The following is a 14,226-nucleotide window of genomic DNA, read 5'->3' as shown; positions in this document are numbered from 1 at the left end:
CTAAGATGCTAAGATATTGTGCTTAGATTAACAGCAGATTAATTTTTTGTTTTTTTAATTATGTCGCTCCTCTGGAGCTTAAATGTGACAAACTATTAATGATTTCTATAAATATTTCGCTCCTCTGGAGTATTATGAAATTTAAATAAATCAAGAAAAGCCTTGGTAAGGCGAAATATTTATAGAAAATAATAATTACCCAATACAAAAGCTCCAGCGGAGCGAAATATTCGTTCAGGCAAAATATCTAATTATCCACTTTACCACATTTTCTAATTAAAAAACTAGGGATAACGGATATCCGACCTATGATACGATTTGTGTATCGTAATCCTAAATTTTCTTGAACGAATATCCATATTTAAATTTTAGATTGTTGATTTCAGATTTCAGATTGGAATTTGTAATTTTAAAATTGGAATTTAAAAATACACTTCCTCATTAACACAAAACGGCATTTTTTTACCCTCAACAACGGCAATTACATTTTGCGCTGCGCAAACTGCCATTCCGTTTCTGGCTTCGTATGTCGCAGAACCAATGTGTGGTAAAACACAACAATTTGCAAGCGATAATAACGGATTATCAGATTTCATTGGTTCTGGATTTGTCACATCCAATCCGGCGCCCCAAATTATATTGTTCGTTAAAGCATCATATAAATCATTTTCATTTTGAAATTTTCCTCTTGCTGTGTTGATAAAAATTGCACTCGATTTCATTTTCGCAAAAGCATTTTTATTGAAAAGTTCATTGTTTTCTTCACTGTAATTAGAGTGAACACTTAAAACATCACTTTTAGCAAGTAAGGTTTCAAAATCTACATATTTTGCATCCAATTCTTTTTCGGCAGCTTCATTATGAGAACGATTGTGATAAATGATCTTCATTCCGAATGCGGCTTTGCATTTTTTTGCCATTTCAATACCAATTCTTCCCAAACCGAAAACCCCTAAAGTTTTGCCGTAAAGTTCTTGACCTAAATTGGCTAACGGATCAAAACTTCCCCAATCATTACCCAGAATTCTTTTATGATTAAAAAATGATTTTCTGGCAACACTCTGCATCAGTAAAAAAGCGACATCAGATGTAGCTCGGCTTAAAACATCTGGCGTATTTCCAACAGGAATTTTTCTGCTGTTAGCTGATGGAATATTGACAGAATCAAATCCGACAGAAAATAAAGCGATTCCTTTTAAATTCGGACATCGCTGAAAAAAATCTTCATCTAATTTATTTGTTCCAACATTCAAAAGTGCGTCATGTTCTTGGCAGATTTTTATAAACTCTTCTCTTGACAATAGATTCTCTGTTGGATTTATTGTAAAGCTAATGCCTTTATCTTGAAGCAATTTAATGCCAGCTTCGGGTATATTTTTATTTATAAAAACCTTCATCTTGTGGTATTCTAATTTTTATTTATTCTTCCTGTTTTTTTATCATATCCGTAAGGACAGTGGCGACAACCGCTTTTGCAGCAATAACCACGTTTTAAATGATGTTTTTCAGTAAAGCATTTGTAACCTTCGGGCGTATAATAAAAATCTTCGCCTTCGATTAATTTATTTTCATTACTTTGCTCTTTCATAAATCTGCTTCGTGTTCTTTTTCGAATAATTAAAATCAAAAATATAAATATTTGATTATGATTTTATTGAAATCGAACAATTTTATAGCTACAAATTTATAAATTTTACAGCCAATGTTTCTGATTGTTGCTAAATATTTAATTCCGAAAGGTTATCGAGGAATGGCTGTATTTCCGTTTGTTTTGGTAAAATATGATTTTGATAAAGCAAATGGAGTTTTTGTTAATCATGAAAAAATACATTTAAGGCAGCAGTTAGAACTTTTAATAATTCCGTTTTTTGTATGGTATTTTTTAGAATATCTAATTCGTCTGATTCAATATAAAAATGGAGCTTTAGCGTATCGAAATATCAGTTTTGAAAGAGAAGCTTATAAAAAAGAAGCCGATTTGAACTATTTGAAAAATAGATCTTTTTTCCAGTTTCTAGATTACATAAAAAGTAATAAGCGATAGCTTTAAACTTAAAAAAAACAGGTATGAATTGTCACTTTTGACTTTCGACTTTTGACTTTCAACTTTAAATAATGAATCGAGTTTTCAATCAAAATATAAATATTCAGTTTCCGAATGATATTTCGTTGACAATTAAACGAGAAGATTTAATTCATCCGTTTGTTTCAGGAAATAAATTCCGAAAATTAAAATACAATTTGCTTCAGGCGAAAGCCGAAAATAAGGGCACTTTACTCACTTTTGGAGGAGCTTTTTCGAACCATATTGCGGCTGTGGCTTATGCGGGAAAAGAACAAGGATTTAAAACTATCGGAATCATTCGCGGAGATGAACTTTGGGATAAAATTGAAGAAAATCCAACCTTGAAATTTGCTCAAGAAAATGGAATGCAGTTTGAATTTGTTTCAAGAGAAGATTATCGTTTAAAAAACGAAGAATCTTTTATACAAAAGCTGAAAGACAAGTTTGGTGATTTTTATCTCGTTCCAGAAGGCGGTACAAATGAACTTGCAGTAAAAGGTTGTGAAGAGATTTTAACAGATGAAGATTCGGTTTTTAATTACGTTTGCTGTGCTATTGGAACAGGCGGTACGATTTCGGGATTAATTAATAGTTCGCTGCAAAATCAGAAAATTTTGGGCTTTCCAGCGTTAAAAGGTGACTTTTTAACCGATGAAATTCGTATTTTTGCAAATAAAGATAACTGGAATTTAATTTCTGACTATCATTTTGGAGGTTATGGCAAGATAAATTTAGAATTAATTGAATTTATTAATGCTTTTTTTGAAAAAACAAAAGTGCCCTTAGATCCAATTTATACAGGAAAGATGGTTTTTGGCGTTATAGATTTAATAAACAAAAATTATTTTCCTGCGCATTCAAAAATTTTACTCATTCACACAGGCGGATTGCAGGGAATTGACGGAATGAATATAAAGTTGAAGCAGAAGAAATTACCAATACTCAAAACCAATGATTAAAAAAATTGTATTACTTCTCATAATATTAGCTTTAGCAAGCTGCTCTTCTAGTAAGCCTGCCATCGCGACGACTAAAAAAGCGGCAGCAGTTCAATCTCGAACGGCGGCGACAAAAAGAAGTACTCCTGTTAAACCAATCGGTAAAAATTACCCTTCTACAAATAATACAACTGAGGTTATTCAATCTACATCTAAAACAGTTGTTACCAGTGATTTAATTAATAACTATGTCTTGCAGTACAAAGATATTGCAATGGGAAACATGAAAACTTATGGAATTCCTGCGAGTATTATTTTGGCGCAGGGAATTTTAGAATCTGGTGCAGGTAGAGGAGATTTAGCTGTAGATGCTAATAATCATTTTGGAATAAAGTGCCATAATGATTGGTTGGGAGAAAGTGTTCGCCACGACGATGACTCGGCTCAGGAATGTTTTAGAAAATATCCTCAAGCATCAGAATCATATAGAGATCACGCTTTATTTTTGGTTGGAAAAAAACGATATGCTACCTTATTCACTTACGAAAAAGACGATTATAAATCTTGGGCAAAAGGGTTGAGAGCAGCAGGTTATGCAACAGATCCAAAATATCCAGATAAGTTAATCAGTTATATTGAACGTTACAATCTGCATCAATATGATTGTCAGGTTACAGGAAGAAACTATATTCCGATTAATACTTCGGCTCCACCAAAAAAATCATCTTATGATGTAGCTTCTGATCCAAAGATCAATATGAATCAATACGATCCGAATTTATATGAAGTTCAAAAAGGAGATACGCTATATTCTATTTCGAAGAAATTCAATTTGTTAGTTGAAGATTTAAAAAAGAAGAATAATCTAACCGATAATGCGATTTCGATCGGGCAGAGGTTGAAGGTTAAGTAAGTTTTCAGTCGCGTTTTGATTTAATTTTAAAATCCAAAATAAGTTTTCAGTTTACAATCTAAAATCTGAATTCTAAAATCTAAAATAAAAAATGTTATATAAAAGAAGTAGTCAGCTTTTTGCTGAAGCAGAAAAAGTAATTCCGGGAGGAGTAAATTCACCAGTAAGAGCGTTTAAAGCAGTTGGCGGAACTCCGATTTTTGTAAAAAGTGCTAAAGGCGCATATTTATATGATGAAGACGGAAACAAATTAATAGATTACATCAACTCTTGGGGACCAATGGTTTTAGGTCATGCTTATCAGCCAGTTGTTGATGCTGTTATTGAAAAAGCAAAACTAGGAACTTCATTCGGAATGCCAACAGAATTGGAAACAGAAATTGCAGCTTTGGCAGTTTCTATGGTTCCAAATATTGATAAAATACGTTTTGTAAATTCGGGTACAGAAGCTTGTATGAGCGCAATTCGTCTAGCTCGCGGATTTACAAAAAGAGATAAAATCATCAAATTTGCAGGTTGCTACCACGGACATTCAGATTCATTTTTGATTCAAGCGGGAAGTGGAGCCGTAACTTTTGGATCTCCAAATAGTCCAGGTGTTACAGAAGGAACAGCAAAAGATACTTTATTGGCCAAATACAATGATTTAGAAAATGTAAAAACATTGGTTGAAGCAAATAAAGGAGAAATTGCAGCAATTATTATTGAAGCAGTTGCTGGAAATATGGGATGTATTCCGCCAGCAAAAGGTTTCTTGCAAGGTTTAAGAGACTTATGTACAGCAAACGGAATCTTATTGATTTTTGATGAGGTAATGACTGGTTTCCGTTTGGCTCGTGGAGGAGTTCAGGAATTATATGGAATTGATGCTGATATTGTAACTTTCGGAAAAGTTATCGGTGGAGGATTGCCAGTTGGAGCTTTTGCTGCACGTGAAGAAATTATGAATTATTTAGCGCCTCTTGGACCAGTTTACCAAGCAGGAACATTGTCTGGAAATCCTTTAGCTATGGCAGCGGGATTAGCAATGTTAAAAGCTCTTGATTCAGATAGAGAAATTTTTACACGATTAGAAGAAAAAACAGCTTATTTAGAAGCTGGAATCGACAGAGTTTTAAAAGCTAACAATGTTGTATTTACGATTAATAGAGTAGGTTCTATGATTTCGGTTCATTTTGATGCAAATCCAGTTACAGATTTCCAAACTGCAGCAAAAGGAGATAACGAAACATTCAAAAAATTCTTCCACGGATTATTGAGAGAAGGTGTTTACATTGCGCCATCTGCATACGAAACGTGGTTTATTACAGATGCATTGACTTATGAAGATTTAGATTTTACAATCAATGCGATTGATAAAGTATCAAAATCATTTTAATAAAAAAGGAGGCTTTAAGCCTCCTTTTCTTTTTTAGAACCAAGATTATTTTTTGTCTTTTCTATATTCTTTCATTTTATCTTTATGCTCTTTCTGAATTGCAGTCCATTTTTTATATTGGTCAGCTGTCAGAATAGATTTCATTTTGGCATCATAAGCTTTATGATCTGTTTCCATCTGTTTTTTCATAGCTTTCTTGTCAGCTTCAGTTGGCTCAACACCAGAATCTTTTCTGCTTTTTTTAAGCATTTCCATTTTTGTGCTTCTATCGGATAAAAGTTCACCGACTTGTTTTTGCTGATCCGCATTTAAGTTCAAATCAGTTGTCAGCTTTTGCAAATGAGCTTGATCGCGTTCTTGTGGCGATTTATGATCTTTTCCTCTATGATGACCTTTATGCTCTTTTTTTAGAGCTGTCCATTTTGTGTACTGATCCGCATTTAAAATCGATTTCATTTTAGCATCATTAGCTGCTTTGTCTGCATCCATTTGTTTTTTGAAAGCTGCTTTTTCTTCAGCTGTAGGAGGTGTTTTAGTGTCTTTTCGAGATTGTTTAAACTTTTCGGCTTTAGCACTTCTTTCTGCGATAAGCTGTTTTACCTGCTCTTGCTGTTTATTATCTAAATTTAAATCAGAAGTCAATTTTTGCAAATATTTTTCGTTACGCTGTTCTGGAGTTAATTTTTCTCGTTGATCGCGTGTCGGCTTCTGATTGATGTCTTGTGCAAAACTTACTATTCCAACAAATAATAAAGCTGCAATAAATAATTTTTTCATAATTCGTTTTTTAAAAAAGGTTTATAGCAATTAGACTTCATCAGAATTATTAAGTTTAATGGCATTTTGAGGTTTATCTTTTATTTAACAGAAACTATTAAGGAAAGTTTAAAGAATATTGAGAAATAAAAAAGAGGCAATTAAGCCTCTTTTATTTAGTTTTTATCCTTTTTATATTCTTTCATTTTTTCTCTTGCTTTGTCTTTGTTTTCTTCCTGAATGGTTTTCCATTTTGTGTATTGGTCAGCATTTAAAATCGATTTCATTTTAGCATCGTTTGCGTCTCTCTCAGCCATCATTTCTTTTTTAAAAGCTTCTCTTTCTGCAGCAGTGGGTTTAGTGCCACTTTCTTTTTGTTCTTGACGCGCATCTCTTAGTTTTTCAGCTTTTGCGCTTCTGTCTGCTAAAAGTTGTTTTACTTGAGCTTGTTGACTGGCATCCAGATTTAGTTCTGTTGTTAATTTTTGCAATTGTTTTTCATTGCGCTGTTCAGGTGTTAATCTTTCTTTCTTTTCTTGTGCAAAACTTGCTATTCCAACAAATAACATAGCAGCGATAATTAATTTTTTCATGTTTTAAGTTTTTTAATTGTTTATAAGAAATTAGACTTTTTTGAATAAAACAGGTTTAATCTAAGTTTGAAAAATTATATTTTATTTAACAAATTGAAAAACAGAGTTTTCAGCTGATAAGTAGTAAAAAATAGACTTAACTATAAGAATGAATTTAAATAAGATTATAATAACGCTAAATGTTTGATTGTAAGTGTCTTGCTTTGAATATTTTTTTTAACTTTAGTAAAGTATTGCTTTTCAGGTGTTTTCTGAAAAAGCAGTTTTCATGATTCCCATATTTCAGTAATAGATTTCCAAAAACATAATTTAATACTTTATTCTATGGCAGATCTTTCCCAAGCCCACCGCATCCTTTTTTTAAATACTTTGGCATTTGCAATCTGTTTTGCATGCTGGACACTCAATGGAGTATTGGTTACTTTTTTAGTTGATAAAGAAATTTTTAATTGGAGCGTCGTACAAATAGGATGGCTTTTAGGAATTCCTGTTCTTACGGGATCAATTATGAGATTGCCAATGGGAATTTTAACCGATAAGTTTGGTGGCAAGATTGTACATTCTGCTTTATTGATTCTGGCTTCAATTCCGTTATTTCTTTTACCATTTGCGACTTCTTTTACTGTCTTTGCCATTTTAAGTTTTTTATTCGGAATGGTAGGAACCAGTTTTGCTGTTGGTGTAGCTTCAACCTCTGTATGGTATCCTAAAGAATGGCAGGGAAGAGCCTTAGGAATTTTCGGAATGGGAACAGCCGGTGCTTCAATTACGCCATTTTTAGCACCTTCACTTTTGAGTACATTTTCAGAAAACGATCCCGAAAATGGATGGAAATGGCTTCCTGTACTTTATGGTTCTGCCTTGTTATTGATGGGAATTGTGTTTCTGATTTTCGCTAAAAATAAAAAAAGCGAAGCACAATCTAAAACGGTAAAACAATTATTGCAACCCTTAAAGAGAGTACGTGTTTGGCGCTTCGGGACTTATTATTTCTTGGTGTTTGGATCGTTTGTTACTTTCTCGCAATGGCTTCTGCCAAATTTTATGAATGTCTATCACACAACTTTAGTTTTAGGCGGAATCTTTACTTCTTGTTTTAGTTTACCTGCGGGTGTTGTACGTGCTTTTGGAGGTTTTTTGTCGGATAAATTCGGAGCCAGAAAAGTAATGTACTGGGTTTTGAGTTCTTCGGTCATATTAAGCTTTTTATTATTGTTTCCAAAAATGGATATAACGACTTCAGGAAGCGGTCTTTTAGCGAGTAAAGCAGGAACTGTTACAGCGGTTTCGCCAGATAAAATAGTGGTCGATGGTAAAGAATATGCTATAAGTCAGAAAGATGAAAGTCAGCCGCATTCTAAGTTTTTTCCATCCAAAAAAACATGGCAGGAAGTTGTGGTAGCAGAAAATCAAAAAATTCAGAAAAAAGATTTATTGGCAGAAGGAATTACTCAAATTCATTTTGAAGCCAATATGTGGGTGTATTTAGTTTTGGTTATTCTCATAGGAATTTCGTGGGGAATTGGTTCTGCAGCTGTTTACAAACATATACCAGATTATTTCCCCAATGAAGTAGGTGTAATTGGCGGAATGGTCGGACTCTTAGGCGGTTTAGGCGGATTCTTCGGACCAATTATTTTCGGGTATTTATTATCATTTACCGGATTTTGGACGAGCTCTTGGCTTTTTATTCTGGCATTATCATTAACCTGTCTGATTTGGATGCACCGTGTAATTGTAAAAATGACAAAAGAAAGATTGCCTGAAATGGCTAAAGATATTGATCGAAAATAATCTGTCATGAAAGAAAAAACATTTAATACCAAAGCTTTATTAATTGCAACGGCAGCGTCGGTTTTTATGGTCGTATTGGTTTTCTATGGGTCAAGAAAACTTCAAAATTTTGATGCGGCCTTAGTTACCTATCTGTTCGGAACTCTGTTTGCATTTTTCGGAGTTGTGTATCGCTACACGGTTTGGCTGCAACGACCGCCAACTTGGATGTATTTCAAGCGCGGAATTCATTTTCTATTTACGGGAAAAGTATTTTCGCATTTGTGGTTTTTAGGAAAAGAATCAGTTCAAAATATCGCTTTTCAGAAATTCATTTATCCAAGAGGGAAATACAGATGGTTAGCTCATTTCTGTATTGCAATTGGCTGTTTTTCTGCTTTTGCAATTACTTTTCCGTTGACATTTGGATGGATTCATTTTACTTTGGCACCAAATTCTATTTCAGTTTACGAAGCTCATTTTTTTGGTTTTAAAGTAATGGATTTCAGATTGGATTCGATCATGGCATTTTTGACTTTCCATGCCTTAAACTGGTCTTCTTATTTGGTTATTTTCGGTTCTCTTTATTATTTAAGGAGACGTTTAACCAATCCGGGATTAATTGCCACACAGACTTTTGAAGGCGATTTACTGCCACTTCTTTTATTAATTGCCATTTCTGTTACGGGTTTGTGTCTGACTTATTCTTATCAATTTATGAAAGGATTTGCTTATGACTTTCTCGCAGTAGTTCATGCTGTAACAGTTATTATGTTTTTAATATGGATTCCATTTGGAAAGTTTTTCCATATCATTCAGCGCCCTGCGCAGATTGGTGCGCACATTTACAAAAAAGAAGGAATGAAAAAAGGAATGGCAATTTGTAAAGAAACAGGAAAACCTTTTACAACCCAGCTTCATATCGATGATTTAAAAATTGTAACTAAACAATTAGGTTTTGACTTTAGTGATGATGAAGGAAATTCACACTTGGATTTAAGTCCCGAAGGAAAACGAGATCGTTTGGCGAAAGCGCATTTAAAAGCAAGAATCGAAGGCGGAAATTTATTTGGATAAAATTATAGTTTCAAGTTTAAGGTTTCAAGTTTCGTTGCAGAACGTGAAACATGAAACATGAAACCAAAAAATAACAAAAAAAGCATGGCAAAACTACCTGTATCAACTGAAAAAATAATTGAAGCATTTGGTCCACATCTGAATTATACACCAAAAGAAGGGTATGCAGGACGTGATGAACCAGATAAAATGGTCAAAACACATTGCTGTTTCTGCGGCATGCAATGCGGAATTCAATTATCTGTAAAAGACAATAAAGTGGTTGGTTTTGAACCTTGGATGGAATTTCCGTTCAACGAAGGTCGTTTGTGTCCAAAAGGAGTGCAACGTTATATGCAGAACAATCATCCAGATCGTTTATTGCATCCGATAAAAAGAGTAGAGGGCAAAGGTTTTGAACAAACTACTTGGGATGAAGCAATGGATAAAACCGTTTCTGAAATCAAAAGAATTCAGGAGAAATACGGTAAACATGCTTTTTCTATGCTTTCAGGAGTTTCGTTGACCAATGAAAAAAGTTATTTGGTCGGAAAGTTTGCCCGAGTAGCTTTAAAAACTAGAAATTTAGATTATAACGGTCGCCTTTGTATGGTAAGTGCTGGTGCTGGAAATAAAAAAGCATTTGGTTTAGATCGTGCTTCGAACAATTATTCGGATTTAGAATATGCTGAAGTTATTATTGTTGCGGGAGCGAATATTAGTGAGACGTTTCCAACTTTAACCCATTGGATTTGGAAAGCCCGAGATCGCGGTGCTAAATTAATTGTGGTCGACCCACGAGTTATTCCATTGGCAAGAACTGCTGATGTTCATTTGGATGTGCGACCAGGAACTGATTCTGCTTTGTACGGAGCAATGCTGAAATATCTCGTAGATCACGATATGTTAGATCATGATTTTATTGATAATTATACATCAGGATTTCAAGACACAATTGATGCTGTAAAAGATTATACGTTAGAATGGGCAGAAGAAATTACAGGAATTTCTAAAGAAAAAATTAAAGAAGCAGCCGAGTTATGGGGAAAAGCAAAAACAAGCTTTTTACTGCACGCAAGAGGAATCGAACATCACTCAAAAGGTGTTGATAATGTATTAGGATGCATCAATTTGGTTTTGGCAACAGGAAGAATTGGGAGACCCTATTGCGGTTACGGAACCATTACCGGACAAGGAAACGGTCAAGGCGGAAGAGAGCACGGTCATAAATGTGATCAATTGCCTGGAAATCGTGATATCGAAAATATGGAACATCGAAAATACATTGCCGATGTCTGGAAAATAAAAGAAGAAGATATGCCTCATAAAGGCATTACAGCTTATGAAATTATAGAAGCCATTCATAGCGGTGAAATAAAGGGATTGATTTCGATTTGCTTTAATCCGTTAGTTTCGTTGCCGAATAATAATTATGTGCGTTCTGCTCTTGAAAAATTAGAGTTTTATGTGGCAATAGATTTCTTTTTAAATGAAACTGCCCGTCATGCCGATATTGTTTTAGCAGGTTCATTGCAGGAAGAAGAGGAGGGAACAACAACCTCAGCTGAAGGACGTGTAATTAGAATCAGACAAGCGGTTACGCCTCCAGGCGATGCGAGAACAGACACTTCAATATTATTAGAATTAGCAAAGAGATTAGGCGAAGAAGAAAGATTTACCTACGCTGACAGTGAAGCTATTTTTAATGAACTTAGAGTTGCATCAAAAGGAGGAACTGCCGACTACAATGGAATCACCTATAAAAAAGTAGAAGACAATATGGGCGTTTTTTGGCCATGTCCGACAGAAGATCATCCTGGAACGCCAAGATTATGGGAAGATAAAAAATTTGCCACACCAGACGGAAAAGCGCATTTTAATCCGGCTCCTTATAAACTGCCCGGTGAGGTTACAGATGAAGAATATCCAATAACATTAACAACTGGCCGTGTCGTTTCTCAATATTTAAGCGGCACGCAAACTAGAAGAATTGGAAAACTAGTAGATCAATTTCCAGAACCTTTGCTAGAGATTCATCCTGAAATGGCTCAGAAATATAATATTCAGCAAAGGGAATTAGTAAAAGTTTCAACCCGAAGAGGAGAAGGAATTTTCCCTGCTAATATTGTAGAAACCATCAGGAAAGATACCGTTTTTATTCCGTATCACTGGCCGGGGAAAAAATCGGCCAACCAGTTAACGCCTGGTACATTAGATCCGATTTCTAAAATTCCAGAATTTAAAGTTTGTGCCTGTAAGCTGGAACCTTTGGGAGAAATAGAAAATTCATCAGACAAATCAAATGCTTATGCAAGTGTTTAATCTATAAAAAGCAACAATTATGAATTTAACCAATTATAATAAAAACGAAGAGTTTTTTGTAGACTTACAAAGATGCATAGGCTGTAAAGCCTGTGAAATGGCTTGTGCAGAATGTGAAACAAATGGCCAAGAATCTATGATTCACGTTAATTATGTAGAACGTGAAGTTACCATTCAGACCACGGTTCAGGTTTGCATGCATTGCGAAGATCCTGTTTGTGCCAATGTCTGTCCGGCTGATGCTATTTCGCAGGATGAATTTGGAGTAGTTCATACCGCAAATACAGAACGCTGCATTGGTTGCTCTAATTGCGTAATGGCTTGTCCGTTTGGAGTTCCAAAGAAAATGGAAGAATACGATTTGATGATGAAATGTACAATGTGCTACGACAGAACCAGTGTTGGCAAAAAGCCAATGTGTGCAACAGTTTGCCCGAGTGGCGCCTTGTTTTATGGGACTCGTGAACAAATCGAAGAAATGCGTCCAAACAGCACTCCGGTAAATTCCTTTGTTTTCGGGAAAGAGCGTGTAAACACAAAAGTGAATATCATGATGCCAAAAGGAAGCAGCGAATTACGAATATTTTAAATCTAAAATCCATGTCTAAAGAAGATAATTTAAGTGAAAACTGGAAGAAAGATTTTCCATATAAAAAGCAAGAATCGACACAAGTAAGCCGACGTGATTTTGCTAAATTCCTTACGCTGGTTTCAGGAGGTTTAATGGTAGGAAGTGGTTTGGTTGCAGCAAAAGCGTATTTATTGCCTGGCGAAGAAGTTGTTGGAGAACATTTTGTGTGCGAAATAAAAGATATTCCGTTGGGCGGGACAAGAGGTTTTGTGATTGAAGGTAGTACCATTCCGTATATTTTGGTGCATTTAGAAAGTGGAATGTTTCGAGCTTACGAACAAAAATGTACGCATCTTTCTTGTGCCGTTTATTACAAACCTGGAACAGGAATTATTCATTGTCCGTGCCACGAAGGTTCTTTTGACGCTTTAACTGGAGATGTTATCGCGGGACCTCCGCCAAGAGCTTTGCCTCAGTTGGAAGTGGTTTTAAAAGGAGAAAAGATTTTTGTAAAAGCTTTTGAAAACAAAGCGAGTTAATTGTTTAAGAAATATATTATGAGTACATTTAGAAAAAGCCAAAATCAGGCAAATCCAAATAAGTTGAATGTTATTTTGTCTACTTTAATATTTGTTTTAATCTTAAATGTAAGTATCCAGATTTGGTTATTGTATGCTGCTTTAAACAATGCATTAGACAACAATAAAGAAATTTTAATTCCGGCATTTATAGGTTCGCTTATTTTATTTTTAATTGGTTTTGGATGGTTGTATTATCTGCCAAAAGGGAATTTTCGAAATAACAAAACATAAATAATTTAATATTATGAGCTCAAATCTTGTTGCAAATAAAATAGCTTTTTTCTCGACTCAGCCTTACGATAAAACGTTTTTCAATAAATACAATGAAGATTTTGGTTTTCGATTGGATTTTTTTGAAACCCAATTAAATCCTCAGACTGTCGCTTTAATTGAAGAATGCGAGATTGTTTGTGTTTTTGTAAATGACATTGTAAACGAAACGGTCATTAAACAATTAGCTGAAAAAAAAGTAAAAATAATTGCTTTACGCTGCGCTGGATTTAACAATGTCGATTTAGAAGTTGCAAAAAAATATAATATAAAAGTTTGCCGAGTTCCCGCATATTCTCCTCAGGCGGTTGCAGAACATGCTATGGCTATGATTTTAACTTTAAACAGAAAAACGCACAAAGCTTATAATAGAGTTCGCGAACAGAACTTTTCTTTAAACGGATTATTAGGTTTCGATTTATTCGGGAAAACAATCGGAATTATTGGAACTGGAAATATAGGAAAAGCATTTTCTAAAATTGCACTAGGTTTTGGCTGCAAAGTCTTGGCGTATGATATTGTTGAAAGTGACGAAATGAAAAAAGACGGGGTTTCTTTTGTTGGTTTAGAAGAAATTTTTAAATCGAGTGATATTATCTCGCTTCATTGTCCGCTGAACGATCAAACGAAACATGTTATTAATACCACCTCTATTTCTTTTATGAAAGAAAGTGTCATGATTATAAACACAAGCCGTGGCGGTTTAATAGAAACTTCGTCGGTTATTGAAGGTTTAAAAGAAGGAAAAATAGGTTATTTAGGAATTGACGTTTACGAACAAGAAGAAAAATTATTCTTCAGAGATCTTTCTGCAGACATTATTCAAGATGATGCGATTCAGCGTTTAATGAGTTTTCCAAATGTTTTGGTAACGGCGCATCAGGCATTTTTTACCAATGAAGCTTTGACACAGATTGCTTTGGTGACTTTCAATAATATAAAATCATTGTTAGCGCAAAACGATATTGAAAATAAAGCCGCGTTGTTGGTTTAAATTATTATGAATTTAA

15 protein-coding genes are annotated in these 14,226 nt (G+C 34.5%); 11 read left to right on the top strand and 4 right to left on the bottom strand.

Annotation, left to right across the window (positions count from 1 at the left end; genetic code table 11):
* Positions 1 to 422 precede the first annotated feature (422 nt).
* Complete coding sequence (locus JC605_RS18165; RefSeq protein ID WP_198857553.1) at positions 423 to 1,397, bottom strand: D-glycerate dehydrogenase; 975 nt, start codon at positions 1,395 to 1,397, stop codon at positions 423 to 425.
* Positions 1,398 to 1,408: 11 nt separating this feature from the next.
* Positions 1,409 to 1,588 carry a DUF5522 domain-containing protein gene (locus JC605_RS18160; RefSeq protein WP_095928730.1) on the bottom strand — a complete coding sequence of 60 codons (180 nt, stop codon included), beginning with the start codon at positions 1,586 to 1,588 and terminating at the stop codon, positions 1,409 to 1,411.
* A 114-nt stretch (positions 1,589 to 1,702) separates the two neighbouring features.
* Here JC605_RS18160 and JC605_RS18155 point away from each other — a divergent pair, with 114 nt between their 5' ends.
* From JC605_RS18155 to hemL, 4 genes are all read left to right on the top strand, one after another.
* A complete protein-coding gene (locus JC605_RS18155) occupies positions 1,703 to 2,044 on the top strand; it encodes a hypothetical protein (RefSeq protein ID WP_198857552.1) in 342 nt (113 codons plus the stop codon).
* A 71-nt stretch (positions 2,045 to 2,115) separates the two neighbouring features.
* On the top strand, positions 2,116 to 3,024 hold the full coding sequence (locus JC605_RS18150) for a 1-aminocyclopropane-1-carboxylate deaminase/D-cysteine desulfhydrase (protein ID WP_198857551.1): 909 nt from the start codon (positions 2,116 to 2,118) through the stop codon (positions 3,022 to 3,024).
* Positions 3,017 to 3,916 carry a glucosaminidase domain-containing protein gene (locus JC605_RS18145; protein ID WP_198857550.1) on the top strand — a complete coding sequence of 300 codons (900 nt, stop codon included), beginning with the start codon at positions 3,017 to 3,019 and terminating at the stop codon, positions 3,914 to 3,916. The genes JC605_RS18150 and JC605_RS18145 overlap by 8 nt, the downstream gene beginning before the upstream one ends.
* Positions 3,917 to 4,007: 91 nt before the next feature.
* Positions 4,008 to 5,294, top strand: coding sequence for a glutamate-1-semialdehyde 2,1-aminomutase (gene hemL, locus JC605_RS18140; protein WP_198857549.1), 1,287 nt, complete (start codon positions 4,008 to 4,010; stop codon positions 5,292 to 5,294).
* Positions 5,295 to 5,339: 45 nt separating this feature from the next.
* Here the strand turns inward: hemL and JC605_RS23770 are convergent, their stop codons facing one another.
* Positions 5,340 to 6,071: a DUF4890 domain-containing protein gene (locus JC605_RS23770; protein ID WP_233074160.1), complete on the bottom strand. Its 732-nt coding sequence runs from the start codon at positions 6,069 to 6,071 to the stop codon at positions 5,340 to 5,342.
* 155 nt (positions 6,072 to 6,226) lie between these two features.
* Entirely contained in the window at positions 6,227 to 6,643 is a 417-nt protein-coding gene (locus JC605_RS18130; protein ID WP_198857548.1) for a hypothetical protein, read from the bottom strand.
* A gap of 324 nt (positions 6,644 to 6,967) precedes the next feature.
* Here JC605_RS18130 and JC605_RS18125 point away from each other — a divergent pair, with 324 nt between their 5' ends.
* The 7 genes from JC605_RS18125 to JC605_RS18095 all read left to right on the top strand — a co-directional run bounded on the left by JC605_RS18125 (position 6,968) and on the right by JC605_RS18095 (position 14,210).
* Entirely contained in the window at positions 6,968 to 8,437 is a 1,470-nt protein-coding gene (locus tag JC605_RS18125; RefSeq protein ID WP_198857547.1) for a nitrate/nitrite transporter, read from the top strand.
* A 6-nt stretch (positions 8,438 to 8,443) separates the two neighbouring features.
* Entirely contained in the window at positions 8,444 to 9,493 is a 1,050-nt protein-coding gene (locus JC605_RS18120) for an MFS transporter (RefSeq protein ID WP_095928737.1), read from the top strand.
* An 84-nt stretch (positions 9,494 to 9,577) separates the two neighbouring features.
* Entirely contained in the window at positions 9,578 to 11,794 is a 2,217-nt protein-coding gene (locus tag JC605_RS18115; protein ID WP_198857546.1) for a molybdopterin oxidoreductase family protein, read from the top strand.
* Between the two features lie 19 nt (positions 11,795 to 11,813).
* Positions 11,814 to 12,383: a 4Fe-4S dicluster domain-containing protein gene (locus JC605_RS18110; protein ID WP_198857545.1), complete on the top strand. Its 570-nt coding sequence runs from the start codon at positions 11,814 to 11,816 to the stop codon at positions 12,381 to 12,383.
* A gap of 11 nt (positions 12,384 to 12,394) precedes the next feature.
* Positions 12,395 to 12,904, top strand: a complete 510-nt coding sequence (locus tag JC605_RS18105) for a ubiquinol-cytochrome c reductase iron-sulfur subunit (RefSeq protein ID WP_198857544.1) — start codon at positions 12,395 to 12,397, stop codon at positions 12,902 to 12,904.
* Between the two features lie 18 nt (positions 12,905 to 12,922).
* Entirely contained in the window at positions 12,923 to 13,177 is a 255-nt protein-coding gene (locus tag JC605_RS18100; RefSeq protein ID WP_095928740.1) for a DUF6755 family protein, read from the top strand.
* A gap of 13 nt (positions 13,178 to 13,190) precedes the next feature.
* Positions 13,191 to 14,210, top strand: a complete 1,020-nt coding sequence (locus JC605_RS18095) for a 2-hydroxyacid dehydrogenase (RefSeq protein ID WP_198857543.1) — start codon at positions 13,191 to 13,193, stop codon at positions 14,208 to 14,210.
* Positions 14,211 to 14,226: the final 16 nt, after the last annotated feature.

It is taken from the genome of Flavobacterium sp. IB48 (assembly GCF_016405855.1).
Taxonomy (GTDB): Bacteria; Bacteroidota; Bacteroidia; order Flavobacteriales; family Flavobacteriaceae; genus Flavobacterium; species Flavobacterium ginsengisoli.
The sequence above is the reverse complement of the archived record's forward strand: the minus strand, read 5'-3'. Positions and strand labels throughout refer to the sequence as shown.

Excerpts from the sequence above, each read along its gene's own strand:
- JC605_RS18165 (WP_198857553.1), bottom strand. The coding sequence starts at position 1,397 with ATGAAGGTTTTTATAAATAAAAATATACCCGAAGCTGGCATTAAATTG.
- JC605_RS18160 (WP_095928730.1), bottom strand. The coding sequence starts at position 1,588 with ATGAAAGAGCAAAGTAATGAAAATAAATTAATCGAAGGCGAAGATTTT.
- JC605_RS18155 (WP_198857552.1), top strand. The coding sequence starts at position 1,703 with ATGTTTCTGATTGTTGCTAAATATTTAATTCCGAAAGGTTATCGAGGA.
- JC605_RS18150 (WP_198857551.1), top strand. The coding sequence starts at position 2,116 with ATGAATCGAGTTTTCAATCAAAATATAAATATTCAGTTTCCGAATGAT.
- JC605_RS18145 (WP_198857550.1), top strand. The coding sequence starts at position 3,017 with ATGATTAAAAAAATTGTATTACTTCTCATAATATTAGCTTTAGCAAGC.
- hemL (WP_198857549.1), top strand. The coding sequence starts at position 4,008 with ATGTTATATAAAAGAAGTAGTCAGCTTTTTGCTGAAGCAGAAAAAGTA.
- JC605_RS23770 (WP_233074160.1), bottom strand. The coding sequence starts at position 6,071 with ATGAAAAAATTATTTATTGCAGCTTTATTATTTGTTGGAATAGTAAGT.
- JC605_RS18130 (WP_198857548.1), bottom strand. The coding sequence starts at position 6,643 with ATGAAAAAATTAATTATCGCTGCTATGTTATTTGTTGGAATAGCAAGT.
- JC605_RS18125 (WP_198857547.1), top strand. The coding sequence starts at position 6,968 with ATGGCAGATCTTTCCCAAGCCCACCGCATCCTTTTTTTAAATACTTTG.
- JC605_RS18120 (WP_095928737.1), top strand. The coding sequence starts at position 8,444 with ATGAAAGAAAAAACATTTAATACCAAAGCTTTATTAATTGCAACGGCA.
- JC605_RS18115 (WP_198857546.1), top strand. The coding sequence starts at position 9,578 with ATGGCAAAACTACCTGTATCAACTGAAAAAATAATTGAAGCATTTGGT.
- JC605_RS18110 (WP_198857545.1), top strand. The coding sequence starts at position 11,814 with ATGAATTTAACCAATTATAATAAAAACGAAGAGTTTTTTGTAGACTTA.
- JC605_RS18105 (WP_198857544.1), top strand. The coding sequence starts at position 12,395 with ATGTCTAAAGAAGATAATTTAAGTGAAAACTGGAAGAAAGATTTTCCA.
- JC605_RS18100 (WP_095928740.1), top strand. The coding sequence starts at position 12,923 with ATGAGTACATTTAGAAAAAGCCAAAATCAGGCAAATCCAAATAAGTTG.
- JC605_RS18095 (WP_198857543.1), top strand. The coding sequence starts at position 13,191 with ATGAGCTCAAATCTTGTTGCAAATAAAATAGCTTTTTTCTCGACTCAG.